The organism is Pseudomonas sp. MF6394, from assembly GCF_002018845.1.
GTDB classification, from domain to species: Bacteria; Pseudomonadota; Gammaproteobacteria; order Pseudomonadales; family Pseudomonadaceae; genus Aquipseudomonas; species Aquipseudomonas lactis.
Genome location: NZ_MVOJ01000007.1, coordinates 179,674 through 205,835, shown reverse-complemented (window position 1 = coordinate 205,835; position 26,162 = coordinate 179,674). Strand labels below are relative to the sequence as shown.

The 26,162-nt window shown below is 61.8% G+C and carries 29 protein-coding genes; 16 read left to right on the top strand and 13 right to left on the bottom strand.

The window, feature by feature from the left end; all coding sequences use genetic code 11:
• Positions 1-480 precede the first annotated feature (480 nt).
• Complete coding sequence (locus MF6394_RS10555) at positions 481-1,095, bottom strand: NAD(P)-dependent oxidoreductase (RefSeq protein ID WP_078466646.1); 615 nt, start codon at positions 1,093-1,095, stop codon at positions 481-483.
• Positions 1,096-1,129: 34 nt separating this feature from the next.
• A complete protein-coding gene (locus MF6394_RS10550) occupies positions 1,130-1,996 on the bottom strand; it encodes an MBL fold metallo-hydrolase (RefSeq protein WP_102047767.1) in 867 nt (288 codons plus the stop codon).
• 106 nt (positions 1,997-2,102) lie between these two features.
• On the opposite strand from MF6394_RS10550, the gene MF6394_RS10545 reads away from it, so the two are divergent.
• Together MF6394_RS10545 and MF6394_RS10540 are read left to right on the top strand one after the other, a co-directional pair.
• Complete coding sequence (locus MF6394_RS10545; protein ID WP_044273488.1) at positions 2,103-3,008, top strand: LysR family transcriptional regulator; 906 nt, start codon at positions 2,103-2,105, stop codon at positions 3,006-3,008.
• Positions 3,009-3,099: 91 nt separating this feature from the next.
• The gene (locus MF6394_RS10540; RefSeq protein WP_003189580.1) at positions 3,100-3,279 is read left to right on the top strand and encodes a hypothetical protein; all 180 of its coding nucleotides are present in this window, start codon (positions 3,100-3,102) and stop codon (positions 3,277-3,279) included.
• Here the strand turns inward: MF6394_RS10540 and MF6394_RS10535 are convergent.
• On the bottom strand, positions 3,272-4,147 hold the full coding sequence (locus MF6394_RS10535; protein WP_078466644.1) for a helix-turn-helix domain-containing protein: 876 nt from the start codon (positions 4,145-4,147) through the stop codon (positions 3,272-3,274). The genes MF6394_RS10540 and MF6394_RS10535 overlap by 8 nt on opposite strands.
• 180 nt (positions 4,148-4,327) lie before the next feature.
• On the opposite strand from MF6394_RS10535, the gene pobA reads away from it, so the two are divergent.
• Together pobA and MF6394_RS10525 are read left to right on the top strand one after the other, a co-directional pair.
• Positions 4,328-5,521, top strand: coding sequence for a 4-hydroxybenzoate 3-monooxygenase (gene pobA / locus MF6394_RS10530; RefSeq protein WP_078466643.1), 1,194 nt, complete (start codon positions 4,328-4,330; stop codon positions 5,519-5,521).
• A 66-nt stretch (positions 5,522-5,587) separates the two neighbouring features.
• Positions 5,588-7,105, top strand: a complete 1,518-nt coding sequence (locus tag MF6394_RS10525) for an MDR family MFS transporter (protein WP_177345136.1) — start codon at positions 5,588-5,590, stop codon at positions 7,103-7,105.
• 159 nt (positions 7,106-7,264) lie between these two features.
• Here MF6394_RS10525 and MF6394_RS10520 read toward each other — a convergent pair whose 3' ends face one another.
• The 3 genes from MF6394_RS10520 to MF6394_RS10510 are packed head-to-tail and all read right to left on the bottom strand — an operon-like array spanning position 7,265 to position 9,300.
• Positions 7,265-8,104 carry a cache domain-containing protein gene (locus MF6394_RS10520; protein ID WP_078466642.1) on the bottom strand — a complete coding sequence of 280 codons (840 nt, stop codon included), beginning with the start codon at positions 8,102-8,104 and terminating at the stop codon, positions 7,265-7,267.
• A 55-nt stretch (positions 8,105-8,159) separates the two neighbouring features.
• Positions 8,160-8,630, bottom strand: coding sequence for a cyanase (gene cynS / locus MF6394_RS10515; RefSeq protein WP_044273493.1), 471 nt, complete (start codon positions 8,628-8,630; stop codon positions 8,160-8,162).
• A gap of 28 nt (positions 8,631-8,658) precedes the next feature.
• Complete coding sequence (locus MF6394_RS10510) at positions 8,659-9,300, bottom strand: carbonic anhydrase (RefSeq protein ID WP_003189587.1); 642 nt, start codon at positions 9,298-9,300, stop codon at positions 8,659-8,661.
• Positions 9,301-9,412: 112 nt separating this feature from the next.
• On the opposite strand from MF6394_RS10510, the gene cynR reads away from it, so the two are divergent.
• Positions 9,413-10,264: a transcriptional regulator CynR gene (gene cynR / locus MF6394_RS10505; RefSeq protein ID WP_047710315.1), complete on the top strand. Its 852-nt coding sequence runs from the start codon at positions 9,413-9,415 to the stop codon at positions 10,262-10,264.
• Between the two features lie 491 nt (positions 10,265-10,755).
• Here the strand turns inward: cynR and MF6394_RS10500 are convergent, their stop codons facing one another.
• A complete protein-coding gene (locus tag MF6394_RS10500; RefSeq protein WP_047710316.1) occupies positions 10,756-11,529 on the bottom strand; it encodes a transporter substrate-binding domain-containing protein in 774 nt (257 codons plus the stop codon).
• A gap of 448 nt (positions 11,530-11,977) precedes the next feature.
• On the opposite strand from MF6394_RS10500, the gene MF6394_RS10490 reads away from it, so the two are divergent.
• The 5 genes from MF6394_RS10490 (at position 11,978) to MF6394_RS10470 (ending at position 16,635) form a co-directional block, all read left to right on the top strand.
• Entirely contained in the window at positions 11,978-13,348 is a 1,371-nt protein-coding gene (locus MF6394_RS10490) for a glutamine synthetase family protein (RefSeq protein ID WP_078466640.1), read from the top strand.
• Between the two features lie 101 nt (positions 13,349-13,449).
• Positions 13,450-14,049, top strand: a complete 600-nt coding sequence (locus MF6394_RS10485; RefSeq protein ID WP_003189592.1) for a class I SAM-dependent methyltransferase — start codon at positions 13,450-13,452, stop codon at positions 14,047-14,049.
• Positions 14,050-14,171: 122 nt separating this feature from the next.
• Positions 14,172-15,305: a ribonuclease D gene (gene rnd, locus MF6394_RS10480; RefSeq protein WP_078466639.1), complete on the top strand. Its 1,134-nt coding sequence runs from the start codon at positions 14,172-14,174 to the stop codon at positions 15,303-15,305.
• Positions 15,302-15,595, top strand: a complete 294-nt coding sequence (locus MF6394_RS10475) for a YcgL domain-containing protein (RefSeq protein ID WP_014717482.1) — start codon at positions 15,302-15,304, stop codon at positions 15,593-15,595. The genes rnd and MF6394_RS10475 overlap by 4 nt, the downstream gene beginning before the upstream one ends.
• Before the next feature lie 107 nt (positions 15,596-15,702).
• The gene (locus tag MF6394_RS10470) at positions 15,703-16,635 is read left to right on the top strand and encodes a D-2-hydroxyacid dehydrogenase (RefSeq protein ID WP_003189599.1); all 933 of its coding nucleotides are present in this window, start codon (positions 15,703-15,705) and stop codon (positions 16,633-16,635) included.
• Positions 16,636-16,776: 141 nt separating this feature from the next.
• Here the strand turns inward: MF6394_RS10470 and MF6394_RS10465 are convergent, their stop codons facing one another.
• Positions 16,777-17,370, bottom strand: coding sequence for a nitroreductase family protein (locus tag MF6394_RS10465; RefSeq protein WP_003189601.1), 594 nt, complete (start codon positions 17,368-17,370; stop codon positions 16,777-16,779).
• A gap of 153 nt (positions 17,371-17,523) precedes the next feature.
• On the opposite strand from MF6394_RS10465, the gene MF6394_RS10460 reads away from it, so the two are divergent.
• Together MF6394_RS10460 and MF6394_RS10455 are read left to right on the top strand one after the other, a co-directional pair.
• Entirely contained in the window at positions 17,524-17,973 is a 450-nt protein-coding gene (locus MF6394_RS10460; protein ID WP_003172524.1) for a YcgN family cysteine cluster protein, read from the top strand.
• 13 nt (positions 17,974-17,986) lie between these two features.
• Entirely contained in the window at positions 17,987-19,207 is a 1,221-nt protein-coding gene (locus tag MF6394_RS10455) for a hypothetical protein (protein ID WP_078466638.1), read from the top strand.
• A 130-nt stretch (positions 19,208-19,337) separates the two neighbouring features.
• Here MF6394_RS10455 and MF6394_RS10450 read toward each other — a convergent pair whose 3' ends face one another.
• The 4 genes from MF6394_RS10450 to MF6394_RS10435 form a co-directional block, all read right to left on the bottom strand.
• On the bottom strand, positions 19,338-19,688 hold the full coding sequence (locus MF6394_RS10450) for a YgaP family membrane protein (RefSeq protein WP_032892871.1): 351 nt from the start codon (positions 19,686-19,688) through the stop codon (positions 19,338-19,340).
• Between the two features lie 67 nt (positions 19,689-19,755).
• Positions 19,756-20,223: an RNA methyltransferase gene (locus MF6394_RS10445; protein WP_003189607.1), complete on the bottom strand. Its 468-nt coding sequence runs from the start codon at positions 20,221-20,223 to the stop codon at positions 19,756-19,758.
• Between the two features lie 186 nt (positions 20,224-20,409).
• Positions 20,410-20,784 carry a YajD family HNH nuclease gene (locus MF6394_RS10440; RefSeq protein ID WP_003189609.1) on the bottom strand — a complete coding sequence of 125 codons (375 nt, stop codon included), beginning with the start codon at positions 20,782-20,784 and terminating at the stop codon, positions 20,410-20,412.
• A gap of 89 nt (positions 20,785-20,873) precedes the next feature.
• Positions 20,874-21,560 carry a spermidine synthase gene (locus MF6394_RS10435; RefSeq protein ID WP_003189610.1) on the bottom strand — a complete coding sequence of 229 codons (687 nt, stop codon included), beginning with the start codon at positions 21,558-21,560 and terminating at the stop codon, positions 20,874-20,876.
• 78 nt (positions 21,561-21,638) lie between these two features.
• On the opposite strand from MF6394_RS10435, the gene MF6394_RS10430 reads away from it, so the two are divergent.
• A complete protein-coding gene (locus MF6394_RS10430) occupies positions 21,639-21,920 on the top strand; it encodes a hypothetical protein (RefSeq protein WP_078466637.1) in 282 nt (93 codons plus the stop codon).
• On the opposite strand, the gene MF6394_RS10425 is transcribed toward MF6394_RS10430, so the two are convergent.
• Positions 21,917-23,959 carry a S9 family peptidase gene (locus MF6394_RS10425; RefSeq protein ID WP_078466636.1) on the bottom strand — a complete coding sequence of 681 codons (2,043 nt, stop codon included), beginning with the start codon at positions 23,957-23,959 and terminating at the stop codon, positions 21,917-21,919. The genes MF6394_RS10430 and MF6394_RS10425 overlap by 4 nt on opposite strands.
• 24 nt (positions 23,960-23,983) lie before the next feature.
• Here MF6394_RS10425 and MF6394_RS10420 point away from each other — a divergent pair, with 24 nt between their 5' ends.
• From MF6394_RS10420 to MF6394_RS10410, 3 genes are read left to right on the top strand one after another with little or no spacing between them, the layout of a single operon-like run.
• The gene (locus MF6394_RS10420) at positions 23,984-24,511 is read left to right on the top strand and encodes a hypothetical protein (RefSeq protein WP_019818257.1); all 528 of its coding nucleotides are present in this window, start codon (positions 23,984-23,986) and stop codon (positions 24,509-24,511) included.
• 30 nt (positions 24,512-24,541) lie between these two features.
• Complete coding sequence (locus tag MF6394_RS10415) at positions 24,542-25,318, top strand: class II glutamine amidotransferase (protein ID WP_003189615.1); 777 nt, start codon at positions 24,542-24,544, stop codon at positions 25,316-25,318.
• 10 nt (positions 25,319-25,328) lie between these two features.
• Positions 25,329-25,871, top strand: coding sequence for a DUF2937 family protein (locus MF6394_RS10410; protein WP_003189617.1), 543 nt, complete (start codon positions 25,329-25,331; stop codon positions 25,869-25,871).
• Positions 25,872-26,162 lie beyond the last annotated feature (291 nt).

The following is a 26,162-nucleotide window of genomic DNA, read 5'->3' as shown; positions in this document are numbered from 1 at the left end:
TGGGTGAAAGGAGGAGGGGCGAAATCTCCCACGGTCTGTACTGCGTCAACAGTCAGAATCGGGCTTTGTCCCTTCTCCTCCCTTCAAGTCCTAGCATACAAGCGGGCTTGCTCGCGAAGGCGGCCTGGCAGTCAACACAGTTGGACGGGGTACATATCCGTTATTTAGGTAACGGCCACTTAGGGTTCCGCTCTGACAGCGGCTCACTTTTGAAAAGCGCAAAAGTAAGCAAAACGCTCTTGCCCCACCACTCGGCACCTCGCCTAGGCTCGGTGTGCCCGTAATCCGCCAGTGATTTGGGGGGCCGCCGCCACGCGCCATCCATGGCGCGGGGCGGCTAAACCGGCATCCCTGCCGGTTTACCCCCCAAATCCCTGTCGAATTCCGGCCAGCGTGGTTTGACGGGGCGCCTAAGATCAAAAGCAGATCAAGATCAAGAGCTACTCGCTTCGCATCGTGGTTAGCGTTGACGGCGTTGGGTCAGTAGCCGACGGTGAAGCGCTGGCGCGAGTGCTTCGGGTTTTCTACTTCATCCAGCATGGCGATGGCGAAGTCGGCAAAACTGATCGAGCTAGTGCCGTCACTGCTCACCAGCAGATCGTCCTTGCCCAGGCGGAATTTGCCGGTGCGCTCGGTGCCGTCGAACAGGGCCGAGGGCGACAGGAAGGTCCAGTCCAATTCTTTTTCGTGGCGCAGCGTTTCCAGGAAGTCAGCCCCTGCACTGGCTTCAGCTTTATATTCAGCCGGGAAGCCTTCGCTGTCGATCACGCGCCCGCCACCGGGTAACAGCAGCGAACCTGCGCCGCCGACCACCAACAAACGTTTCACACCAGCCTTTTTCACCGGGCCGATCACGGCGCTGGCGGGGAGGGTGGAGAAGTGCGCGGCGCTGATCACCACGTCGCTGCCGCTGATGGCCTGTTGCAAGGCCTCGGCATCCAGGGCATCGGCCTGTTTGACCGTAACGCCAGGGCGCACAGCCAGCTTGTCGGTATTGCGGGCGATGGCGGTCACGGTATGCCCGCGACGCAGCGCTTCTTCCAGCAGTTGGCTACCGGCGCGGCCGGTGGCACCGATGATTGCGATCTTGCTCATGATGTTCTCCAACAGGGTTAGGGTTTAAAACCAATCACCACTTCATTTCGCCCTTGGCGACTTTAGCGCTCAGTTCCAGCGAGCTTTCGTCGGCGAGGGTGGGGTAACGTTTTTTCATGGCCGCAATCAGGGCGGCAGAATCCTTGGCCTTGGCGGTTTCGAGGTCGAAGGCCTTGATGTAATCGGCGGTGAAGGTGACCGAGGCCAGCGACGGCTTGCCCAGGTAATGGCCCGGCACCACGGTGTTCGGCTTCAGGTCTTCAATGCGCTTGAGGGTGGCCAACCAGTCTTTATGGGATTGCGCGCTCTGGGTATCGGCCATCCACACGTGGATATTTTCAGCGACGACCACGCCACCGACCACGGCCTTGATCGACGGGATCCACACAAAGCTGCGATCCGGTTGCGGGCCGTCAAGGCCCACCACTTCAAGCTGTTGCCCTTCCAGGGTCAGGCTGTGGCCTTTAAGCACTTGCGGCACAAGGGTCTTGGCCGGTTTGTCGGCGCCCATTTTCGGGCCCCAGAAGGCCAGCTTGTCGGCGACGGTGGCGTTGATATGGTCCACCACTGGCTGTGGCGCCAGCACCTTGGCATCGGGGAAAGCGGCGGTCAGGGTGTCGAAGCCGAAGTAGTAGTCCGGGTCGCCATGGCTGATGTAGATGGTGGTCAGGTGCTTGCCGCTGGCGCGAATCTTCTGCACCAGCTGCTCGGCTTGGCCTTTGCCGAATTGCGCATCCACCAGGATCGCGTCTTTCTCGCCGCTCACCAGCACCGAGCTGACCGGGAAGATCGCGGCTTCGCCTGGGTTGTACACGTCCAGTTTCAGCTCTGCCGCCGCTGCGTGGGCAGCGAAGGCCAGGGCGGCGGTGGCCAGGGTCAAACGTTTGAAGGTCGAGAACATCGGGGCAGCTCCTGCCATCGGTAAGGGATGCACAGAGCTTAGTTGCATAAAACACGACAAAAAATGCGATGCTGGGACATAGTTTGTTTCTAAAAGCGGGCAAATCATGGATCGTCTTCAAGCAATGCGCGTGTTTGTCACCGTGGTGGACCTGGGCAGCCAATCCGCCGCTGCCGACCACCTGGACCTGTCGCGCCCGGTGGTCTCGCGCTACCTGGCCGAGCTGGAAGACTGGGTGGGCGCACGCCTGCTGCACCGCACCACGCGCAAGCTCAGCCTCACCGCAGCCGGGGGGGAAACGCTACCGCGTTGCCGGCAATTGTTGGATTTGTGCGGGGACATGCAGGCCGCCGTCAGCGAGCCCGACGACGCGCCCCGAGGCCTGTTGCGCCTGAGCGTCAGCACCTCGTTCGGCCAGGCACAACTGGGCGCGGCGATTGCCGAGTACGTCAAGCGCTACCCGTTGGTGACGGTGGATTTGCAGATGCTCGATCGCACGGTGAACCTGGTGGACGAGCGCATTGACCTGGCGATCCGCACCAGCAACGACCTGGACCCCAACCTGATCGCCCGGCGCCTGACCGTATGCCGTTCGGTGGTGTGCGCCACACCGGCTTATCTGCGCGAGCATCCGGCGCCGCAGAAAGTCGAAGACCTGGCCCGGCACAACTGCCTGACCCACTCTTACTTCGGCAAGAGCCTGTGGCATTTCGAAGAAAATGGCGAACACGTGTCGGTGCCGGTCCACGGCAATATCACCGCCAACGAGGCCAGCACGTTAATGCGCGTGACGCTGGCCGGGGCAGGGGTGGCGATGCTGCCCAGTTATCAGGCCGGTGAACTGATCCGCAGTGGAGAATTGGTACGCTTGCTGCCGCACGCCGAGCCACGGCAAATGAATATTTACGCGGTGTACGCCTCACGCAAACACATGCCCTCGGCGCTGCGCAGCCTCCTGGATTTCCTGGTGCTGCGCTTCCCCGAGGAGCCTGTCTGGGACGTCGGGCTGTGAGCTGAAATAAGCGCGCTGAATGGCATCGCATCATGGCAAGTTGACCTATGCTTTAAACAGCACCCTGTAGATCCGTTCAGAGGTCTGTGCCATGAGCATCAAAACCAGAAAGTACCTGACAATTTTCACCCTCTGCGCATTGGCGACAGCGCTGTATGGGACTGCCGCCTATCGCGTCGAGCAAACACGCATGCAGCCGGCGGCGTTCGCCATCAGTTGTCATCAGGACCAATGCGTTCCGCGCACCGGCAGTTTCAGTGCACTCAGGTAGGCTGCTCGGCCTTCAGTTGTTCACGAAACGCCTTGGGTGAAAACCCGACCCTGCGGCGAAACAGCCGTGAGAAGTTGGTCGGGTCGGAAAACCCCAGCACCTCGGACATCTCGTTGATGGTCATGCTGGTGTAGGTCAGCAGGCGCTTGGCTTCCAGCAACTGGCGGTCATGCATGATCTGCAACGCCGGCTGCCCACCCAACTCCCGACACGTCCCGTTCAAGTGTGAGACCGAGATACCCAGCTTGTGGGCCAGGTCTTCAATCTTGGGGTGTTCGCGGTAATGCTGTTCGACCAGTTGCGTAAACCGCCGAAAGTACTCACGCCCCCGCGGTGCGCGTGGATGGCGGCGTTGGATCGCCTGGCGGCTGACCCACACCAACAACACACTGACCAAGGCGTGCAGCATCATGTCCCGTGCCGGTTGGTCATCGGCGTATTCGTCCTGCAAACGCATGAACAGGCTGTTCAAGTAATCGCTGTCCTTGCCCGCCGGGTAACTGCCCAGGGTGTGCAGGCCATCGACGGTTGAGCCCAGTTGCGCCTGCAAGTGGCTGACCAGCGGCGCCGAAAGCGTCACCACGAACCCCTCCACATCCTCAGAAAAACGAAAACCATGCACGCACAGCGCTGGCAGCACTTGCAGGCTCGACTCGTTGAGCGTGGTGCGCTGGCCTTCGATTTCCAGTTGTGCCTGGCCTTTGTGCACATACAGCAGCTGGCACAGGTCCGCGTGCCGGTGGGGCTGGATTTCCCACTGGTATTCCCGACTGCGCCGGGAAATGGTTTCGCAGTGCAACAAATCGGGAGTCGGCCACTGCTGGCTTTCCCCGTAAAGCTTGAAGACCGGAATCGCGGTTTTGGTCATGGTTTCAATCCGATACTCAGGATAAGGGTTCGGTAATCGCCCCGATTGGCGAAAAGCACAGGTTTTGACGCAGTTTTCACCTTCTTATGCGGCTCGCTCAAGTGAAAAATGTCAGCCATAAGAGCAATGACAACTCTTTCACTCCATACGTTCGCATGAAGCTTGAAGGCCATAAAAATAATGAAAACCCTTAAAACTCAAGTCGCCATTATTGGCGCCGGTCCTTCCGGATTGCTGCTCGGCCAACTGTTGCACAACGCTGGCATCCAAACCCTTGTTCTAGAGCGCCAGAGCGCCGATTACGTGCAAGGCCGTATCCGCGCCGGTGTGTTGGAGCAGGGTATGGTCGACCTGCTGCGCGAAGCCGGGGTCAGCCAACGCATGGACGCCGAGGGTTTGGTGCATGACGGGTTTGACATTGCCCTCAATGGCCAACTCACGTCCATCGACCTCAAGGCCTTGACCGGCGGCCAGTCGGTGATGATCTACGGCCAGACCGAGGTCACCCGCGACCTGATGGCCGTCCGCGCAGCCGCCGGTGCTATCACCCTGTACGAAGCCTCCAATGTTCAGCCCCATGACCTGAAGAGTGAACAGCCGTGGCTGACCTTCGAGCATGAAGGCCAAGCCTATCGCCTGGAGTGCGACTACATCGCCGGCTGCGACGGTTTCCATGGTGTGGCCCGCCAGTCGATACCGGCGCAAGCGCTGAAGGTGTTCGAGCGGGTCTATCCCTTCGGCTGGCTGGGCGTGTTGGCTGACACGCCGCCGGTACACGCCGAATTGGTGTACGCCAAACATACGCGGGGTTTTGCGCTGTGCAGCATGCGGTCGCCGACCCGCAGCCGTTACTACCTGCAAGTGCCGGTCGAAGAGAGGCTGGAAGACTGGGCGGATGAGCGTTTCTGGGATGAACTCAAAAGCCGCCTGCCCAACTCATTGGCCGAACAATTGGTGACCGGCCCCTCGATCGAAAAAAGCATCGCGCCGCTGCGCAGCTTTGTCGTGGAACCCATGCAGTACGGCCGCCTGTTCCTGCTCGGCGATGCCGCGCACATTGTGCCGCCCACCGGCGCCAAGGGCTTGAACCTGGCGGCCAGTGATGTGAGTACCTTGTTCCGCATCTTGCTCAAGGTGTACCGCGAAGGGCGCCTGGACCTGCTGGAAAAGTACTCGGCAATCTGCCTGCGCCGGGTGTGGAAAGCCGAGCGGTTTTCCTGGTGGATGACCTCGATGCTGCATCAATTCCCACAGGCGGACGCCTTCAGCCAACGCATTGCTGAAAGCGAGTTGGACTATTTCATTCACTCCCAGGCCGGGCGCAAAACCATCGCAGAAAATTACGTCGGCCTTCCTTACGAGCCTATCGAATAGCCTGCTATCGTATCGAGCATTCCCACCGGTGACCGTTGCCTGTGGGCCCTGCTCGAAGGTTCTGCCGTGACACACCTCAATCAGCCCGCTCCAACCGTCCCCGCCGTGCGCAGTATCCTGGTTGCGCTGATGATGGCGATCTTCCTGGGTGCCTTGGACCAGACCATTGTTGCCGTGTCCATGCCGGCCATTTCCGCGCAGTTCCATGACGTCAACCTGCTGGCCTGGGTGATCTCCGGCTACATGGTGGCGATGACCGTGGCGGTACCGATCTACGGCAAGCTGGGTGATTTGTATGGGCGCCGGCCCATGATGCTGATCGGCATGGGTGTGTTCACCCTGGCGTCGCTGTTCTGTGGCCTGGCGCAAAGCATGGAGCAACTGGTGCTGGCGCGGGTGCTGCAGGGCATCGGCGCGGGTGGGATGGTCTCGGTGAGCCAGGCGATCATTGGCGACATCATTGCTCCCCGCGAGCGTGGGCGTTATCAGGGCTATTTCAGCAGCATGTACGCGGTAGCCAGCGTGGCCGGGCCGGTGTTGGGTGGCTATATGACCGAGTACCTGTCGTGGCGCTGGGTGTTTTTGATCAACCTGCCACTGGGCGCCGGCGCCTGGTACGTGGCCCATCGCACCCTGGTGGGGCTGCCGGTGCCGCAGCGCAAGCCCATCATCGATTACCTCGGCACGGTGCTGATGATCATCGGCCTGACCGCCTTGTTGCTGGGCATCACCGAAATCGGCCAGGGCCATTCATGGCGTGACGATCAAGTGCTGGGGCTGCTGGCCTGCGCCCTGTTGGCCTTGAGCGCGTTTGTGTGGCACGAACGCCGCGCGCGCGAACCGCTGCTGCCGATGCACTTGTTTGCCAATCGTAGTGCGGTGTTGTGCTGGTGCACGATTTTCGTCACCAGTTTCCAGGCGATTTCCCTGACCGTGCTGATGCCCCTGCGTTACCAGACCGTGACCGGTGCCGGTGCCGACAGCGCGGCCCTGCACTTGCTGCCCTTGGCGATGGGCCTGCCGATGGGCGCGTATTTCGCCGGGCGCATGACCTCGGTGACCGGCCGCTACAAACCGATGATCCTCAGTGGTGCGTTGTTGAGCCCCCTGGCGATTCTCGGCATGGCCTACAGCGCGCCCCAGGCGGTGACGTTTACCGCGATCTTCATGCTGTTGAGCGGCATCGCCTCAGGCATGCAATTTCCCACCTCGCTGGTGGGCACACAGAATTCGGTGGAGCAACGGGATATCGGTGTGGCCACCAGCACCACCAACCTGTTTCGCTCCCTGGGCGGGGCAGTGGGGGTGGCTTGCATGTCGGCGTTGCTGCTGGCGCTGCTCCAGGATTCCAATTTCGCTCACCTGGCCAGCGGTGCGCTGGCCGCTGAAGGCCGTTCTGGCAATGCACTGCTCGACGGCCTCAACGCCGCACCCGGCCCGGCGCAGGATGCGTTGCGCGGCGAGTTGGCGGTGACGTTCCGGCATTTGCTGATGGTGAGTGCGGCGGTGTCGCTGCTGGGGTTGGCGGCTGCGATAGCGATGCCCAATCGGGTACTGCGTGGCCGTGAAGACAAGGCCCAATAACGATCGCCCTCTGTAGGAGCGAGCTTGCTCGCGAAAAACGTCAACGATAACGCGGGCTTTCTGAGTGAACGCGGCGCCTTTGAGTTTTTCGCGAGCAAGCTCGCGCCTACAAAAAAGCGCTGCCCCCGCCCACCGTTTTATTGCAGTTCAAATCTTGGGTCAGGGGCTGTAGTAACCCACCGCTACCATGAAATGCCCGCTCTTGCGCACATACGCATGCTTGTTCTCGACCTTGCCCGTCACCGGGTTTTTCCAGCGGTATTTGTATTCGCCCTGGTCCTGTTCGGCCATCATCTTGAGGATCGGCACACCCACCGGTTTGCCATCCGGGTCCTTGATCTTGGCGAAATCGGTGTTGATCAGGCGCAGGTTGGTGCCGTGGGCGACGTAGCGCCGGGTGTTCAGGTCCACCACGAATACGTAGAGATCATCTTGCAGGAAGCCGCCCTGCAAAGAGTTGATCGCCTTGAGCGTGCCGGTTTCGTCCTTGACTAACGCCTCCACCGCTTTGTTACGCAGCGCCCGTGCCTGTTCCGGGGTGGCGCGCGGCAAGTAATAACCGACCGCCAGGATGCGTTCACCCACCCGCTGATAAAACACATGCTTGTGTTCGACCTTGCCGTCATTCCAGTTCTGCCAGCGATAGTCAGCCTGCTGGATACCCTGGCCTTCCGGCACGCTCAAGGCTTGTTTGAATGAGGCTTGCAGGTCGGCCCCGAGCACCTCGGACACGTCGCGACCAATCAGCGCGGAGGACGGCCCGCCACTGGCCAGCAGCACGCCTTTTGTATCGACCACAAACACATAGCGGTCCTGGTCGATGAACTCGCCCTGACGGCTGAAGGCGGCGAAGGCCTTGTCACCTTGCTTGTGGTAGTACGCCAAGGCCTTTTCCAGCAGGGCCTTGGCGGCTTGGGCATCCGCTTCCTGTGCCGTTGCGGCATGCACCTGGCTGCAACACAACAGCAGCAGCCAGGTGAATCGGAGCAGTCTCTTCATTGACCCGTCCCTCGTTCTTGTTGGTGTGCCAAGAGCGTAGACGGTTGGCGGCAAATCAGAAGGGTTTAGTTGGCAGGTATTTACCGTCCAGGGTGATGACCGCACGGGAGCCGCCGTCCGGGTCTTCGACTTTCTTGAGATCGAGCTTGAAGTTGATGGCGCTGATGATGCCGTCGCCAAACTGCTCATGCACCAGGGCCTTGAGGGTGGAGCCATAGACCTGCAGCATTTCGTAGAAACGGTACATGGTCGGGTCGGTCGGCACACCGCTTGGGAAACTGCCGCGCAGGGGCACGCTTTGCAGCAGGCGGCTGGCGTCCTCGTCGAGGCCGAGCTTACCGCACACGATGTCGGCCGCCTCCTTGGGCAGCGGGTGCTGGCCGAGCAGCGCGGCGGTGACGAACGCCAGGCTCAGCCCGGTGCCGTCGGTGAGGTCCTGCCACGACAGGTTTTTGCGTGCCTTGAGGTCGATAACGGTATCGGCCAGGGCCAGGCGTGGGGTTTGGGCGAATTGGGATTGCAACATGATGAGGTCCTCTTGGGTTGAATAAGGTTCAGGCGGCGTGGGCGCGGGTGCTGGGGTGGTCGAGCAGGGAGACGAAGCGCCCGGTGTGCCCGTCCAAAGCGTCAATGCCGCCGGTTTCGATGTCGTACACCCAGCCATGCAGGTTCATCCGGCCTTGTTCCAGCGCCAGGGCGACCGAAGGGTGGGTTTTGAGATTAGCCAGTTGGGCGACCACGTTTTCACGCACCAAGGCATCCAGGCGGGCAGCGTCTGAGGCATGCGTGCGGGCTGCATTGATCACCTTGGCCGACTCGGCATGGCGCAACCAGTTGGCCACGGCGGGCAGGTGGTCCAGGCATTTGCAGGTGGAAATCGCAGTCATCGCGCCGCAGTCCGAGTGCCCGCAAATCACAATGTCGCTGACGCCCAGCACCGCCACGGCATATTCGACCGTGGCCGACACACCGCCTGGCTCCGGGCCGTAGGACGGCACTATGTTGCCGGCGTTACGGATGACGAACAGGTCACCGGGTTCCTGCTGGGTCAACAGCTCGGGGACTACGCGGCTGTCAGAGCAGGACACGAACAAGGTGCCGGGGTTTTGCGTGGTCGCCAGGTGTTTGAACAAGTCACTGCGAGGGGTAAAGGCTTCACGTTGGAATTTGCGAAAGCCGTCGATGAGATGTTGCATGGTGGTTCTCCTTGCGTCGCTGATGGGGCAAGGATGGAAGTTTTCGGCTATAGCGTCCAAGACCGGTTTATGATGCTGTCTATAAGCTATGCCTATAGTTGGAGCGCTGCCCATGCTGTTGCGTCATATCCGTTACTTGCTGGCCGTTGCCGAGCATCGCAACTTCACGCGGGCTGCCGAGGCGCTGCACGTGTCGCAACCGACCTTGTCGCAGCAGATCAAGCAACTGGAAGAAAACCTGGGCGCGCCACTGCTGGACCGCACCGGGCGCCGCATCAGCCTGACCGATGCGGGGCAGGCGTACGTACGCTATGCGCGCTTGGCCTTGCAGGATCTGCAGGCCGGCACCCGTGCGATACACGACGTGCAGGACCTGCGCCGAGGGCACTTGCGCCTGGCCATGACGCCAACCTTTACCGCCTACCTGATCGGTCCTCTGCTGGCACGGTTCTATGCGTTGTACCCCGGCATCACCCTGAGCATCGAGGAACTGACCCAAGACCGTATCGAAGCCGCGCTGGGGGAGGACCTGCTGGATATCGGCATCGGGTTTACTGGCGAGCATGGGGTGGAGATCGACTGTGAGGCGCTGTTTGTCGAAGAGCTGAGCCTGGTCGTCAGTGCCAGTCATCCCGAACGCACACAACCGGCCTGGCTCGAACAGCCTCTGGTGCTGCTGAACACTGGCTTTGCCACCCGCCGCTATATCGACGATTACTGCCACCGGCAAGGGGTTAAACCGCAGATTGCCATGGAGGCCAATTCCATCAGTGCGATTATCGAGATCGTACGCAGCACGCCCCTGGCAACTATTTTGCCCCGGGCATTGGCCGAGGCTCAGGCGGGCCTGCGTGCCGTGGCGATCGAGCCTGCGTTGCCGCAGCGCACTGCGGCCTTGTTGAGCCGCAAGGGGGGGTATCGCAGTGCTGCGTGTGCGGCGTTTGTGGCGTTGATCAAGGGGTAAGACCTGGCAGCCTGCGCTTATCTACCTGGCACCCCGCGGTCAAACTGTGGGAGCGGGCTTGCTCGCGAAGGCGGCCTAACATTCAACACGGGTACATATCCGTTATTTAGGTAACGGCCACTTAGGGTTCCGCCCTGACGGCGGCTCACTTTCGAAAAGCGCGAAAGTAAGCAAAGCGCTCTTGCCCCACCACTCGGCACCTCGCTTAGGCTCGGTGTGCCCGGAATTCGCCAGTGATTTGGGGGGCCGCCGCCACGCGCCATCCATGGCGCGGGGCGGCTAAACCGGCATCCCTGCCGGTTTACCCCCCAAATCACTGTCGAATTCCGGCCAGCGTGGTTTAACGGGGCGCCTAAGATCAAAAGCAGATCAAGATCAAGAGCGGCTCGCTTCGCATCGTGGTTAGCTTGGGCTGCAGCAGCTTTTTGTGTAGGTACTTATGGCCAAATCGCAGGCAAGCCAGCTCCCACATTTGGATTGTGGGGCCACATTTATGGCGCAGCCAACCACTGCCCCACAATCCCCGCATACGCCCCGGTCGCCACATTCAAATGCAACCACTGATCCACATAACTCTTCCAGGCCACATCATCGCGCGGCAGCAAAAAGGCTTTTTCACTGTACTGCATGGGTTGCTCCGGGTTGACCGCACACAACCCAGGCTTGAGCTTCTGTTGATAGCGCGCCTCGCTGGCGTCGGTAATCATCACATCGGCCTTGCTCGCCAGCAGTTCATCAAAAATCGTCACATTGTCATGCAGGCGAATCTGCGTCTGGCCCAGGTGCGCGCGGGCAAATACTTCGTTGGTACCACCGGCCGGTTCGATCACTCGCACCTGGGGCTGGTTGATCTGTTCCACCGTCTGGTAGCGCTGCACGTCGGCGCAGCGTACCAGTGGGATCTTGCCATCGACCCCGAGCGACTGGCTGAAGAAGGCTTTTTTCTGACGTTCCAACGACACGGAAATACCGCCCACGGCGATGTCGCAGCGTTGGGCCAGAAAGTCTGGCATCAGGGTTTTCCAGGTGGTGGGCACCCAGTTGATTTTGGCGTTGAGGCTCTTGGCCAGGGACTCGGCCATGGCAATGTCGATGCCTTCATAGCTGCCGTCGCTGCGCAGTGAGGTGTAAGGCTTGTAGTCGCCGGTGGTGCATACGGTGAGGGTGCCGCGTGCAATCACTTCGTCAAGGCGTGACGCGGCGGTGTCGGCCTGGGCGACATTGGCCAGGCTTGCCAGTACACAGAGGGCCAGAGGCGCTTTCATGGAGTCGAATCCTTAGGGCACGGTCGAAGCCGCCATAATGCCCGTTTTTTGTAGGAGCGAGCTTGCTCGCGAAAAACCTGAGTGCGCCGCTTTGAATCAGGCACCCCGCGTTATCGTTGACGATCTTCGCGAGCAAGCTCGCTCCTACAGGCAGAATGTTTAGCCAAACTGCAACCAAACTCCGTCAAGCCTGAATTGACCCGCATATCCCGGCGTGTGACGCTCCGGTATCTCTATCACTGTGACTTGCGCATGCACGTTCGCCCCGACAACCACACCGCGACATTGCCGTCTGCGCTTGCGTTCTGGGCCTTGTTCCATTGCCGGCACGCGCGCCCGCCAGATACCTCTCTCCTACGTTGATCTACCCACATGGATGACGCGCACCTGTGCGCATCTGCCTGGCGGCGCCTGCGCGCTTGCCTGACGCAAACGTATGAGAATTCCCATGAGTGTTTTTGCCAGCCTGCACGAAGCCCAGGCGTTCCTTGAACAGAACCCCGACATTGAGATGTTCGAGCTGTTTATCCTTGATAACAACGGCGTACCGCGCGGCAAGCTGCTGCACCGCGACGAACTGCTGGCGGTGTACGAAAGTGGCCGGCCATTGCCCAGCACCATCCTCGGCCTGACCATCAATGGCGATGACGTAGAAAACTCCGGGCTGGTCTGGGAGGTGGGGGATATCGACTGCCGCGCCTACCCGATCAGCGGCAGCTTGCAACGCATGCCGTGGCGCTTGATCCCCACCGCGGCGGTGCAAGTCAGCATGCACCCCACCGAAGGTCTGCCCGCCACCGTGGCCGACCCCAGGCACCTGCTGGCCAATGTTATCGAGGCGCTCAAGGCCGACGGTTATTACCCGGTAATGGCGGCCGAGCTGGAGTTCTACCTGCTCGACCAGAAGCCCGACAGCAACGGCCGCCCGCAACCGGCGCGGGATGTGGATGGCAATCGCCCGCGCTCGACGCAAGTCTACGGCCTGCGCGAGCTGGAGCAGATCGAGCCGTTTCTTGCTGACCTCTACAGCGCCTGCAAGCTGCAAGGGATTCCGGCGCGCACGGCCATCTCCGAGTACGCGCCGGGCCAAGTGGAAATCACCCTCGAACACCGCACCGATGCGCTGCAGGCGATGGACGAAGCCGTGCGCTACAAGCGCCTGGTCAAGGGCGTGGCGCACAAGCATGGAATGACCGCCTGTTTCATGGCCAAGCCGTTCGACGACCTGGCCGGCACCGGCATGCACATGCACGTCAGCCTGGCCGATGCCCAGGGCAATAACCTGTTTGCCAGTGAAGCGGTCGACGGCACGCCGCTGCTGCGCCAGGCCGTGGGCGGCATGCTCAGTACCTTGCTCGATTCACTGTTGATGTTCTGCCCCAACGCCAACTCTTATCGGCGCTTCCAAACCAACAGCTATGCGCCGCTCGCCGCCACCTGGGGTGTGGACAACCGCACCGTCAGCCTGCGCGTGCCCGGTGGCCCGGCCCAGTCCCGGCATATCGAACACCGTATCTGCGGCGCCGACGTCAACCCCTACCTGGCGGCCGCCGCGATCCTGGCCGGCATTCATCGAGGCATCCGCGAACAGCTCGACCCTGGTGCCCCGGTGGAAGGCAACGGTTATGCCCAGGCCAACGAACTGCTGCCCACCGACTGGCTGACCACCTTGCGTGCGCTGGAAACGTCCCACTGGGCACCGGACGCGTTCGGGCGTGAATTCCTCGGCGTTTACCTGGCGGTCAAACGTGCCGAATACCGCCAGTTCATGGGCGAGGTGGGGGAGCAGGATTGGCGCTGGTATTTGCACCAGGCATGATCGATTTTCGCGGGGTGGGGCTTTCGACCTTTTTTTCACGTTGCGGCGGTTAAGCTGCGAATCAAGGTCGTTTACTACCGTTTCATTCACATGAGCCCGCGATGTCGCCACAACCTCCATCCTCCATCGAGACCGAATTCACCGAGCGCTATGACCGTGAGCATGCCAGGGGCTGTGGCGACCCGCGTCCGCCCAGGCTCTTGCAGCGCCTGTCGGCGTGGCGCGATGCGCGGCTGGTGCGCCAAGCCCTGAAGGTGGCGGGCGAGCCTGGGCTTATCCTCGACCTGGCGTGCGGTTCCGGGCGCTTCTGGCCGGTGCTGGCCGAACACGTCAACCGCGTGATCCTGGCCTCGGACAACTCCCAGGCGATGCTCGATCACGCGCGCACCCATCACCCGGGCGCGTTGCTCAAGCGTGTCAAAACATTCCAGGGCTCGGCGTTTTCCATTGGCCTTTCGGCAAATGCGGTGGACTGCATTTTCTGCCTGGATTTGTTTCGCCATGTGCCCGACAGCGATGCGCGACTCATGTTGTTGCATGAGTTTCACCGCGTCAGCCGCGACACCGTGATTGTGGCCGTGAACGTGGGCACGCCGGTAGAGAGCGAGTTTCGCCAAGCCGGCTTCAAAATCCTCAACTACCAAGAGTTCCTGCCGGGCTCGCGACTATGGTGCGTCTACGTTTTGCGTAAGAGAGGATAACGTCCCTTTGTCGGACTATTCTTCATCTCCTGTCGGAGTTTTCATGATGGCGTGTGCACTGCGGATGCTCGCAAGCCCCTTTCGCGATATATACTGCGCGCCATTCTTCAAGGGAGAGCCGTGTGGCCATCGATATTCACTGGATCTGCGACAACGATAGCCTCGGCCAGCATTGCGCCCAATGGCAGCAGTTGCCATTCGTCGCCCTCGACACCGAATTCATGCGGGTCGACACCTTTTACCCTATTGCCGGGCTGATCCAGATCGGTGATGGCGTGCGCGCTTACCTGATCGACCCCCTGACCATCGACAATTGGCAACCTTTGGCCGCCTTGCTGGAAAACCCAGCGGTGATCAAGGTGGTGCACGCCTGCAGCGAAGACCTGGAAGTGCTGTTGCGCCTGACCGGCAGCTTGCCGGTGCCGTTGTTCGACACCCAATTGGCGGCGGCGTACCTCAACCTCGGTTTCTCCATGGGCTACTCGCGCCTGGTGCAGGCGGTGTTGGATATCGAGCTGCCCAAGGGTGAAACCCGCTCCGACTGGCTGCAGCGGCCGTTGTCGGAGACGCAGGTCAGCTACGCCGCCGAAGACGCGGTGCACCTGGCCGAGGTTTACACCCGCCTGCGCCCGCAACTGTCGGACGACAAATACGCCTGGGTATTGGACGATGGCGCCGAACTGGTGGCCAACCTGCGCCGCGAGATCGACCCCTACGAGCTGTACCGCGACGCCAAGCTGGCCTGGAAATTGTCCCGTGCCCAACTGGCGGTGCTGCGTGAACTGTGCGCCTGGCGCGAGCAGCAGGCCCGTGCCCGCGACTTGCCGCGCAACCGCATCGTTCGCGAACACTCGTTGTGGCCCTTGGCCAAATCCCAGCCGGATAACCTCGCCGCCCTGGGCAAGATCGAAGACATGCACCCGCGCACCGTGCGCCAGGACGGCCAGTTCCTGCTGGACCTGATCAAGCGCGCCGGTAGCGTGCCCATGGACCAATGGCCGCCTGCCGTGGCTGAGCCTTTGCCCGTGGACGCCGCCGCGCTGATCAAGCAACTGCGGGCCCTGGGCCAAACCTTCGCCGAGCGCCTGGACATGGCGCCGGAACTGATGCTGCGCAAGAAAACCCTCGAAGCCCTGGTTAAAAGCGGCTACCCCGATGGGCCTTACCAATTGCCAGACTCGCTGCGTGGCTGGCGCCGCGAGTTGATGGGCCAGGCGTTGCTCGACAGCCTGGCCAATGCCGGAGAACAGCCTTGAAACGTATTTGCTCCATCTACCGCAGCAAGAAAAAAGACGGCATGTACCTCTACGTGCTCAAAAGCGATGCCCTGGAGCGCGTGCCCGAGCCGTTGATGGAAGCCTTCGGCAAGGCGCATCACGCCTTTGACATGGTGCTGACGCCGGAGCGCAAGCTGTCGCGCGAAGACATCACCGTGGTGCTGGAAAACCTCGACAAGCAGGGCTACCACCTGCAGATGCCACCGGCCGAGGACGAGTACATCGAGCACTTGCCCGAAGAGCTGCTGCGCCGCAACGACCCGATGTGATCGACCAGTGCCCGCCTCAGGGCACAGCTTCAATGGAATCGTATTAGAGGACGGTGGCCGTAAGGATGCGGGCGGCCGTCTGCACTGTTTTTTCAAAGGTTTGAACCATGCGTGTTCTGATTGCTGAACAGGATCATCCGCTCTACGCCCAATTGCTCAGGGATGCCGCCCCAGACCTTGAAGTGCTGACCAGCGGCGACTCGGCCGAGCTTTCGCGCCTGGCCGCCGACTGCCCGGTGTGGCTGGGCCAGCCCGATCTGTTGGCGACCCTGCTGCGCCAGGGCCATCACCCGCAATGGCTGCAATCGACCTGGGCGGGCATCACGCCACTGTTGGCCGATGGCTTGCCCCGCGACTATCGTCTGACCCGCGCGGTAGGCATTTTTGGCCAGGTCATGGCCGAGTTTGTCCTCACCTACATGCTGGGCCACGAGCGCGAAGTGCTGGCGCGGCTGGTCAGCCAGGTGGAGCGCAAGTGGGATAACCGCATGGGCCAGAGCCTGGCGGGGCGCAAGGCGCTGATCGTTGGCACCGGTGACATTGGCCAGAGCGTGGCCGAGTTTTTGCTGCCGTTTGGCGTGCAACTGTATGGCATCGCCAGCCAGGCCCGCGAGCAGGCACCGTTTATCGAAGTGGCGGGGCTGGACCAATTGGGCCGGCTGGTGGGGGAGGTGGATTACGTGATCAACCTGCTACCCAACACGCCTGATACCCATGATTTGTACGACGCGGCGCTGTTCAAGCAATTCAAGCCCACCGGGTTGTTTATCAACGTCGGGCGCGGCGTGGCGGTGGTGGACGCCGACCTGGTCGAGGCGCTCAAAGAAGGGCACCTGGCCGGCGCGGTGATCGACGTGTGCCGCCAGGAGCCTTTGCCGCAACGCCACCCGTTCTGGACGGCGTGGGGTTTGCTGTTGACCGGGCACAGCTCGGCCCCGACTTCGCCGCCGATGATGGTGGAGTTGTTTGTGCAGAACCTGCGGGCGTATCAGGCCAAGCAAGCGCTGCGCGGGGAAGTGGATTTCGAGCGCGGTTACTGAGCAGCTTGCCCCAATGGCCTCCTGTAGGAGCGAGCTTGCTCGCGAAGAACCTCAACGATGACGCGTACTTTCTGAATAAACGCGGCGCCTGTGAGTTTTTCGCGAGCAAGCTCGCTCCTACAGAGGGTCAGAGTGCGATGCTTAGAGGCTGAAGTCACCCTCGGACACCAGCTCGCTCAACGGCTTGCGCGGGCTCGGCATTTCGCGCCCTTGCAGGTACTCCGGCAAACTCGACTTGTCTCCCAACTTGCCCACCGCCACGGCTGCATGCAGCGCATAACCCTGGGGAATCTTCAGCTCCTTGCGGGTCAGTTCCTGGTCGAAACCGGCCATGCCGTGGGTGTGCCAGCCACTGAGGCTGGCTTGCAGCGCCAGGTGGCCCCAGGCCGAGCCGGTGTCGAAGGTGTGCCACAGCGCCGGGGTTTCTTCGGTAGCACCCGGGGCGATGAAGTCGGTTTTCGACGCGATGATCACCAGGGCCGACGCATGCTGCGCCCAATTGCGGTTGAATTCATTCAGCAAGCCCAGAAAACGCTCCCAATCCGGCGTGTCACGGCGCGCGTACAGAAACCGCCACGGCTGCGAGTTGTAGGCCGAAGGCGCCCAGCGTGCGGCTTCGAAGAAACTCAGCAGCGTTTCCTGCGGGATGCTCTCGCCGGTAAAGGCGCGGGGCGACCAGCGTTCGGTGAACTGGGTGTGGATCGGATAATCGGCAACGCGGGGGTTATTGCTCATGGACAGATCCTGATGAAAAAACCGGGATTCAAAGCTACTGCGCCCACCCAGGCCTGACAAGCCTTGCAACACCGTCAGTCGTAAGCGCTTGGCCCCAACGGGCTTGGGCACTAGACTGGCGGCCTTTTCACCTTCCGATACTGATGCAGAGCCATGGCCGCCAAAGTCGAACCTTTCTGGATACGCAAAACCCTTGAGCACCTCGACCAAGAGGAGTGGGAGTCATTGTGCGACGGCTGTGGCCTGTGCTGCCTGCAAAAGCTTGAGGATGAAGACGACAACAGCGTCTATTACACGCGTATTGCCTGCAAACTGCTCGACCTGAAAACCTGCCAGTGCACCGATTACCCCAACCGCCGCGCCTCGGTGCCCGACTGCATCCAGCTCACGCCGGGCCAGGCCGACCAATTCAAATGGTTGCCGCCGACCTGCGGTTACCGCCTGGTCAGCGAGCGCAAGGACTTGCCGCTGTGGCATCACCTGGTCTGCGGCGACCGTGACGCGGTGCACCACGAACGCATTTCCCAGTCCGGGCGCATGCTCAGCGAAGGCAGCGTGCCCGAGGATGACTGGGAGGATTACCTGATTTTCCGCGCAGGCTGAACGAGGAGTGTGTATGAAGGTGGCCGCCAAGTGGGCAGCGGGCCTGGTCGTGCTGGCGCTGAGCGGGCCGGGCTGGTGCGCGAAGAAAGTCGACCTGGATTACCACATCAAGCTGTTGCCCCAAAGCCAGCAGGCCGAGGTGCGCGTCAGCCTGTCCCAGGGCGCGGCGGTGCGCAGCCTGAACTTCGACCTGGGCCGCGACGGTGACTACAGCGACTTCAAGGCCGATGGCCAGTGGCAGGTCACCGGCAACCGTGGCCTGTGGCAACCCAGCGCCGACAAGGCCAGCCTGACCTACCGGGTGCGCCTGGCCCATGCCCGCAAGCCTGGCGTTTATGACACACGGATCACGCCCGCCTGGGCGTTACTGCGCGGCGAAGACCTGGTGCCGGCCGCACGTCTCGACCAGCAAGACGGCATCGAGCTGGTCTCACGCCTGCTGTTCGAACTGCCGACGGGGTGGAAGAGCGTCGAAACCGCATGGCCACGCATTGGCCAAAACAAATTTCGCATCGATAACGTCTCCCGCCTGTTCGACCGCCCCACCGGCTGGATGCTGGCGGGCAACCTCGGCAGCCGTCGCCTGCGCCTGGGTGAAACCGACGTCACCGTGGCCTCGCCCAAGGGTCAGGGCATGCGTCGCATGGACGTGCTGACGTTGCTGACGTTTGTCTGGCCCCAGGTGGAAGCCGCCTTCCCGCGCCATCCCGGCAAACTGTTGATCGTCGGTGCCAGTGACCCGATGCGGCGAGGGGCTTATTCGTTACGCGATTCGATCTACCTCAACAGCCGCACGCCGCTCGTTGGCGAAAATGGCAGCAGCCCGTTGCTGCGCGAAGTGGTGCAGGCCATCGGGCGCTTTAATGACCACGACAGCAGTGACTGGATCAGCGAGGGCTTGGGCGAGTACTACGCGATTGAACTGATGCGACGTGCCGGCGGCATCACCGATGAACGCTATGCGGCAATCCAGGCGCGGCTGACCAAGGAAGGCAAAGACGTCACCACCCTCAAAGGCGAGCACGTCAACGGCGCGACGCTGGCGCGTTCGGTGGTGGTGTTGCAGGAGCTGGACCGTGAGATTCGCGTGAAGACCCACAATAAGCGCTCCCTGGACGATCTGGCCCAGGCGGTGATGCGGGTGAACAGCATCAACACCCCTGAGTTCGTGCAGTTGGCCGAGAGCGTGATCGGTGAGTCGTCGGTGGTGCTGGATTCCAAATTACTGCGCTGAGCAACAAAACTGTGGGAGCGGGCTTGCTCGCGAAGGCGGTGGTTCAGTAGGCCTATCCGTGACTGACACACCGCCTTCGCGAGCAAGCCCGCTCCCACAATTTAGATCTTCACAGTCTTGAAGGCAGGGATCAGGCTTTAGGTTTCACAGCCTTTTCCGCCGCCACTTCGGCCTTGGTCTTGAGGTTCTTCAACTCTTCCCCAGCGCGCTCGATTTTCGTGCGCACGCTGTTCATTTCCTGACGGCCCTGTTCCAGTTTGTCCTTGAGCGAACTGTGCCCGGTAAAGCCACGGGCCAGTGCCACGCCACCAATCGCCACCTGGATCAAGCCGAAAATCCCGCCGCGGCGCAGGCCTTTACCCACCATCATCGCACCGCCGGCCACCGAGCCGATGCGCTCCCAGCCATGCACGTTCTGGGTAGGTTGAGGCTTCAACGGTGTGGCTTCGATGACAGGTCGCAAGGTTTTGCTGTCGCTCATGATCAGTCTCCAATAAGGGCAAGTGTTACTAGCTGACTGCGCGCACGTGCCGGATGTTCCCGCAATCTCAGTACTTGGGGCCCGAACGGGTGTTGTTGCCCTTGGCCAGGCGGTCATAGAGCACCACGTTGACGGTGGCCGCCAGGTTCATGCAGCCGGTGGTGGGGATGTACACCACGTCCTCGCACCAGTCGCGGATCTCTTTGTCCAGGGAGCCGTCTTCGGGGCCGAAGATATACAGCGCGCGGTCGGGGTGGGTGTATTCAGGCAACGGGCGGGCGCCTTCGACCAGTTCCACGGCGACCGGGATGCAGCCAAGGGGCAGGATCTTTTTCAGGTCGTCGATGCCGATCAGCGGGATGTCGTGGTGCACCTTCTTGGTGTCGGTAATGAAATCCCGGGCGCGCTCGTAACGCACGCCGGTGTAGAACACCGAGGCCACGCCGTAGCAGCCGGCGGCACGCATCACCGAGCCGACGTTTTCGGGGGATTTGGGGTTATACAGACCGATGCAGCTGTAGCGTTTATTGCCCACGGGGAAGGGTGCCTTGAGAAAAACGGCGATTATACGGGGAATGTGGGACTGCGGTCGGGAACAAGTTGTGTGTTGTGGCAGCCGCCGCCTTCGCGAGCAAGCCCGCTCCCACATTTGAATGTGTTCACAAATCAAAATGTGGGAGCGGGCTTGCTCGCGAAAGGGCCAGGACAGTCAGCCAGGGCTTCAGTCGTCCTTCTTCATCAACCCCGCCAACGCCGCAAACGGGTTGTGCGTTGCCTTGGCAATGCTCGGGCTGCTGGTGGAGCCTTCGCCGAAGTACTGCTGGTCGGTGTAGCGCGAGTGTTCGTTATCGTGGCAGTACAGGCACAGCAACTCCCAGTTGGAACCGTCCTGGGGGTTGTCATCATGGTTGTGGTTACGGTGGTGGACGGTCAGTTCACTCAAGCGCTTGCCGGAAAACTCACGGGCGCAGCGGCCACACACGTGGGGGTACATCTTCAAGGCTTTATCGCGGTAGCCCATTTCGCGGTCGCGCTGGGCATCGGCGAGGATGCGGTCCAGCTTGGCGGTGTGGGAGGGCGGGTTGTTCGAGCTCATCATGGCTCCTGGCTATTATTGGGTGGTTCACGGACAAGGTTGATTCTAGCCGCTCCCACAGGGGATTGGCGCGATTGAATCAACCGCGATCAGCCCTTGAGCTTCTCTGCAATCCAGATGGTATGCCGGGTGCCCTTGTTGCCATGGGCAAATACTTGCACTTCCTCGGCCTTGAAGCCGGCCTTGCGCAGTTTGTCACTGAACAGCTTGTCGGCGCTGGCCGACCACACCGCCAGCACACCCTTGGGCCGCAGGGCCTTGGCACAAGCGGCCAGGCCACTGGCTGAGTACAGCCAACTGTTGGCCTTTTGCGTGAGCCCCTCGGGGCCGTTGTCGACGTCGAGCATGATCGCGTCAAAGCCTTGGGGTTCGGCCTGCAGTACCTTGGCCACGTCTTCCTGGCGGACCACGGTGCGCGGGTCCAGCAGCGGGCGTCCGGACTTTTCCCCCAGCGGCCCACGGTTCCATTCCACGACGCCGGGCACCAGTTCGGCCACCACCACTTCGGCGCTCTTGCCCAAATGCTTGAGCGCCGCGGCCAAGGTAAAGCCCATGCCCAGGCCGCCGATCAGCACCCGTGAACCCGGGCGCCCGGCCACTTTGCGGCAGGGAATCTCCGCCAGGGCATCTTCGGAGCCGTGCATGCGCGTGTTCATCAACTGGCCACCGTCACCGCCCTGGATCTTGATGACAAAGTCTTCGCCGTATTCGAACAGGCACAAGGCGCCGCCGTTGTCGGGGATTGGGGTGGTGTCCAGCAGAACGAAACGTTTCATGGAAATCTCATTGGGAAGGGCATTCTTGCGCGGTTGGGAGTAGCCTTAAGGCATTCCGGTCAGGCCATGGAGCCATCGATGAAGTGCAGCATTCTAACGGTCATTGTGTTGAGCGCGCTCGCATTGGGTAACGCGCAGGCTCAGGAGTTACAAACCGTACCGGTCGCGCCCACGCCAACCCCAGGCGCGCCGGGCACGCCAACGCCCACGTTGTACCCGCAAGTCACGCCGCCCGTAGCGCCCACGACTCATAATGGCGCGCCACCGCTGGCGCCCATCGTGCTGCCGGCACCGCCCAAGGACCAGACGGTCCCTGGCCTGCAGCAGAACGACAGCAAGCCAAAGACGCCAGGCGGTTAGACCAGGCCGAGGGCCTTGAACACAAAGGCATATTCGAGGGCGACGTCACGTAGCCCCTGATAGCGCCCGCTCATGCCGCCATGGCCGGCACCCAGTTCGGTCTTGAGCAGCAGCAGGTTGTCGTCCGTCTTGGTATCGCGCAGCTTGGCCACCCACTTGGCGGCTTCCCAGTACTGCACGCGGCTGTCGTTATAGCCGGCGATCACCAGCGTGGCCGGGTAAGCCTGGGCGCGCACGTTCTCGTACGGCGCGTAGGCCTTGATGCGCGCATACACCTCGGGGTCCTCGGGGTTGCCCCATTCGTCGTACTCGGTGATGGTCAGCGGCAGTTCCGGGTCGAGCATGGTATTGAGCACATCGACGAACGGCACTTCGGCAATCGCCGCCTGGAATAACTCCGGGCGCTGGTTGAGCACCGCGCCGATCAACAGGCCGCCGGCACTGCCGCCGCTGATCGCCAGTTGCCGGGAGGTGGTCAGGCCCTGGGCGATCAAATGCTCGGCGCAGGCGATAAAGTCGCTGAAGGTGTTCTGCTTGTGTTCCTGCTTGCCGTTGCGATACCAGGCCTCACCCAGCTCACCGCCGCCGCGCACATGGGCGATGGCAAACGCCACGCCACGGTCGAGCAAGCTCAGGCGCGCATGGGAGAACCACGGGTCCAGGCTTGAGCCGTAGGCACCGTAGCCATAGAGGTACAGCGGCGTCGGCTTGCCGAGCTGGTCACGCTTGACCACCAGGCTGATGGGCACCTGGGTGCCGTCGGCGGACGTGGCCCACAGGCGTTGGCTGACGTAATCGTCGGCGTTGAAGACGCCCAGCACCGGGGTTTCCTTGAGCACGACCTGCGCGCCTGTCGCCAGGTCGAGTTGGCGCACTTGGGCCGGACGGTTCAAGGCCTCATAGCGCAGGCGGATCTTGTCGCTGGGAAACTCCAGGCTGTTCTGCACATAAAGGCTGTAGGCGGCGTCAGGCAATTGCACCCGATAGGCCGGCACGTTCTCAGGGTGCACTTCGATAACCGGCAGGCCACCAATGCGCAGGCTCAAGGTCATGGCGTTGGCGTTCAGGCTCACGCCGTCGAGCATGACCTCATCGCTGTGGGGGATCAGGTTCTGCCAGTCGGCTTCGGTGGGCGGCGTGCCGATGTCGGCGGCCACGTACAGCGCATGGTTGATGCCGTCGCGGTTACTGCGGATAAACCAGGTCCACTGGCCATTGCGCTTGCCGTGGTCAACATCGTATTCGTGGTCTTCGACCCGCGGCGCCAGGCAGGTGAAGGCCAGGTGCGGTTGCTCGGCGTCCAGCGCCCAGACTTCGCTGGTGGTCTTGCTGCCCAGGGCCAGCAACAGTTGGCGCTCAGAGCTTGAGCGGTAGCAATGCAGGAAGAAACGGCCGTCGGGCTCGTGGAACACTTCCTGCGCTGCGGTGCCGTCCAGGCGATAGCGATACAGTTTGTGCGGACGATGGGTGTCGTCCAGCTCACCGAAAAACAGGGTCAGGCTGTCATTGGCCCAGGTCATGCTGCCGTCGCAGTTGTCGAACGCCAGTTCGCTGACCTTGTCGGTCGCCAATTCCTTCACGAACAGGGTGTAAATCTCTTCGCCACTGGTGTCGAGGCTGTAGGCCAGGCGTTGGTGGTCGGGGCTGATGCTGAACGCGCCCAGGGAGAAAAAGCCGCCATTGGCCAGCACGTTCGGGTCCAGCAACAGTTCTTCGCTGCTGGCGTCCACCTGGTTGCTGTCATCGGCCGGGCGGCGGCAGCGGTAATGGCGGGCGTACTCGTCACCGGCGGTGGTGCGGGTGTAATACAGATATGGACCCCAAGGGGAGGGCAGGGACAGGTCGGTTTCCAGAATGCGGCCCTTGATCTCGTCGAACAGGGTCTCGCGCAACGCCTGCTGATCGGCCAGTTGGGCTTCCTGCCAGGCGTTTTCGGCCTTGAGGTAGTCGAGCACCTCAGGGTTGTCGCGTTCTTGCAGCCAGGCGTACGGGTCTGGGCCTGGGGCCTTGCGGGCAATCGGTGCGGTGGAAATAGGCATGGATAATTCCCTATCTGGCAGACGGTGGCAGGCATTGCAGCCGCGACACGCAAAAGCCGTTATCATAGCCGCCTGTTTGCCAACCTTGCCATGGACACCATGACCGAGAACGACTATCTGACCGCTTGGGGCCTTTACGCCTTCGCCGCTTTGGGCTGCCTGTTGGTGTGGTGGCGCATGACCCGCTGGATCTGGCGCTGGCTGCGCGAGCCCCTGCAATTGCTGATGGCGGTGCTGCTGCTCAGCCCGACCATCGTCGACCCGGTCAAGACCCAGTTTGCGCCGGCCGTGGCCATTACCGCCCTGGACCTGGTGCTCAAGGTCGGCAACAACGCCTGGCGCGCCATTTCCGACCTGTTCATGTACACGATGATCGTGTTTGCCCTGTACATCGTGTTCGTGCTGATCCGCTGGCCCATCGAACGCGCCGCCAACGCTCGTCGTGAGCGCAAGGCGGCTGCGGATGCCGCTTTGGCCGCCGAGCCGGAAGACGACGAACCGTTCCGTCGCCCGGCGCCTGCCGGTGGTATGCGGGTCGAGCCGCGCCTTTAACGTTGTTTGCCCTGCAGCGAGAGCCCTGGCATGTGTGAATTATTGGGCATGAGTGCCAACGTCCCCACCGATATCGTGTTCAGCTTTACCGGGCTGATGCAGCGCGGTGGGCGTACCGGCCCGCACCGCGACGGTTGGGGCATTGCCTTCTATGAGGGCCGTGGCCTGCGCCTGTTCCAGGACCCGGCCGCCAGCAGCGAGTCAGAAGTCGCGTTGCTGGTGCAGCGTTACCCCATCAAGAGCGAAGTGGTGATCGGCCATATCCGCCAGGCCAACGTGGGCAAGGTCAGCCTGGCCAATACCCATCCGTTCGTGCGTGAGCTGTGGGGGCGTAACTGGTGCTTTGCCCATAACGGCCAACTGGCGGACTTCAACCCCCGCGCCACCTTCTACCGCCCGGTGGGCGATACCGACAGCGAAGCGGCGTTCTGCGACTTGCTTAACCGCGTGCGCGAGGCCTTCCCCGAGCCGGTGGACATCGAACAGGTGCTGCCCGACCTGATCGCCGCCTGCGCCGAGTACCGCAGCAAGGGCGTGTTCAACTGCCTGCTCAGCGACGGCGACTGGCTGTTCTGCTATTGCTCGACCAAGCTGGCACAGATCACCCGGCGTGCGCCTTTTGGCCCGGCGCGCTTGAAAGATGTCGACGTGATCGTCGATTTTCAGGCCGAAACCACCCCCAATGACGTGGTAACGGTGATCGCCACCGAGCCCTTGACCGACAACGAAAACTGGACCCGCTACGAACCGGGCCAATGGAGCCTGTGGCGACGCGGTGAATGTGTCAGCCAGGGCGTTACCGAGTAAGGAATCAAGCATGTTGCTGAGCTATCTGCGGTTGGTATTGTTTGCCGTTGGCTTGTTGGTCGGCGTGCAGGTGCCGGGGTTTATCAATGACTACGCCAAGCGCGTCGAGGCCCACCTGATCGAGGCCCAGACCGGCTTGCGCGGTTTCGAGTCCACGGCGCAGCAGTTCTTCAACGGTGATATGCAAGCCTTGGTGGCGCATTACCGCGCCAGCGATGACCCGGTATTCCAGAGCGACGCCAGCAGCCTGGGCGCCATGCTCGATCGCCAACTCGAGTTGGACAAGCAATTCCAGGCCATGCAAGGCCCGTGGTACATCCGCGCCCTGCAGGTGGCGGTGGCCGCCGACCCGGATATCCGTCTGGAGACCTGGAATGGCTACAGCTACCAGATTCTGCTGACGCCCGAAGCCATGGGCTGGGGCCTGGGCGGGGCGATGCTTTTGTCATTCGGCATTGAATGCCTGTATCGCTTGATCGACTGGGTGGTGCTGGGTGGCCGGCGCCTGCGCCAGAGCCGGCCCATCGAAGAGCGCGACCTCAAGGGCCTCTAAGTCAGGGCCGACTCGGTCCAATGTGGGAGCTGGCTTGCCTGCGAAGGCGTCGGGTCAGTCTACCCATCGGGCGCTGGTATACCGCCATCGCAGCAAACGCTAACCACGATGCGCAGCGAGTCGCTCTTGATCTTGATTTTGATCTTAGGCGCCCCGTTAAACCACGCTGGCGGATTACGGGCACACCGAGCCCAGGCGAGGTGCCGAGTGGTGGGGCAAGAGCGTTTTGCTTACTTTGCCGCTTTTGCAAAATGAGCCGCCGTCAGGGCGGAACCCTAAGTGGCCGTTACC

Excerpts from the sequence above, each read along its gene's own strand:
- MF6394_RS10555 (WP_078466646.1), bottom strand. The coding sequence starts at position 1,095 with ATGAGCAAGATCGCAATCATCGGTGCCACCGGCCGCGCCGGTAGCCAA.
- MF6394_RS10550 (WP_102047767.1), bottom strand. The coding sequence starts at position 1,996 with ATGTTCTCGACCTTCAAACGTTTGACCCTGGCCACCGCCGCCCTGGCC.
- MF6394_RS10545 (WP_044273488.1), top strand. The coding sequence starts at position 2,103 with ATGGATCGTCTTCAAGCAATGCGCGTGTTTGTCACCGTGGTGGACCTG.
- MF6394_RS10540 (WP_003189580.1), top strand. The coding sequence starts at position 3,100 with ATGAGCATCAAAACCAGAAAGTACCTGACAATTTTCACCCTCTGCGCA.
- MF6394_RS10535 (WP_078466644.1), bottom strand. The coding sequence starts at position 4,147 with ATGACCAAAACCGCGATTCCGGTCTTCAAGCTTTACGGGGAAAGCCAG.
- pobA (WP_078466643.1), top strand. The coding sequence starts at position 4,328 with ATGAAAACCCTTAAAACTCAAGTCGCCATTATTGGCGCCGGTCCTTCC.
- MF6394_RS10520 (WP_078466642.1), bottom strand. The coding sequence starts at position 8,104 with ATGAAGAGACTGCTCCGATTCACCTGGCTGCTGCTGTTGTGTTGCAGC.
- cynS (WP_044273493.1), bottom strand. The coding sequence starts at position 8,630 with ATGTTGCAATCCCAATTCGCCCAAACCCCACGCCTGGCCCTGGCCGAT.
- MF6394_RS10510 (WP_003189587.1), bottom strand. The coding sequence starts at position 9,300 with ATGCAACATCTCATCGACGGCTTTCGCAAATTCCAACGTGAAGCCTTT.
- cynR (WP_047710315.1), top strand. The coding sequence starts at position 9,413 with ATGCTGTTGCGTCATATCCGTTACTTGCTGGCCGTTGCCGAGCATCGC.
- MF6394_RS10500 (WP_047710316.1), bottom strand. The coding sequence starts at position 11,529 with ATGAAAGCGCCTCTGGCCCTCTGTGTACTGGCAAGCCTGGCCAATGTC.
- MF6394_RS10490 (WP_078466640.1), top strand. The coding sequence starts at position 11,978 with ATGAGTGTTTTTGCCAGCCTGCACGAAGCCCAGGCGTTCCTTGAACAG.
- MF6394_RS10485 (WP_003189592.1), top strand. The coding sequence starts at position 13,450 with ATGTCGCCACAACCTCCATCCTCCATCGAGACCGAATTCACCGAGCGC.
- MF6394_RS10470 (WP_003189599.1), top strand. The coding sequence starts at position 15,703 with ATGCGTGTTCTGATTGCTGAACAGGATCATCCGCTCTACGCCCAATTG.
- MF6394_RS10465 (WP_003189601.1), bottom strand. The coding sequence starts at position 17,370 with ATGAGCAATAACCCCCGCGTTGCCGATTATCCGATCCACACCCAGTTC.
- MF6394_RS10460 (WP_003172524.1), top strand. The coding sequence starts at position 17,524 with ATGGCCGCCAAAGTCGAACCTTTCTGGATACGCAAAACCCTTGAGCAC.
- MF6394_RS10455 (WP_078466638.1), top strand. The coding sequence starts at position 17,987 with ATGAAGGTGGCCGCCAAGTGGGCAGCGGGCCTGGTCGTGCTGGCGCTG.
- MF6394_RS10450 (WP_032892871.1), bottom strand. The coding sequence starts at position 19,688 with ATGAGCGACAGCAAAACCTTGCGACCTGTCATCGAAGCCACACCGTTG.
- MF6394_RS10440 (WP_003189609.1), bottom strand. The coding sequence starts at position 20,784 with ATGAGCTCGAACAACCCGCCCTCCCACACCGCCAAGCTGGACCGCATC.
- MF6394_RS10435 (WP_003189610.1), bottom strand. The coding sequence starts at position 21,560 with ATGAAACGTTTCGTTCTGCTGGACACCACCCCAATCCCCGACAACGGC.
- MF6394_RS10430 (WP_078466637.1), top strand. The coding sequence starts at position 21,639 with ATGAAGTGCAGCATTCTAACGGTCATTGTGTTGAGCGCGCTCGCATTG.
- MF6394_RS10425 (WP_078466636.1), bottom strand. The coding sequence starts at position 23,959 with ATGCCTATTTCCACCGCACCGATTGCCCGCAAGGCCCCAGGCCCAGAC.
- MF6394_RS10415 (WP_003189615.1), top strand. The coding sequence starts at position 24,542 with ATGTGTGAATTATTGGGCATGAGTGCCAACGTCCCCACCGATATCGTG.
- MF6394_RS10410 (WP_003189617.1), top strand. The coding sequence starts at position 25,329 with ATGTTGCTGAGCTATCTGCGGTTGGTATTGTTTGCCGTTGGCTTGTTG.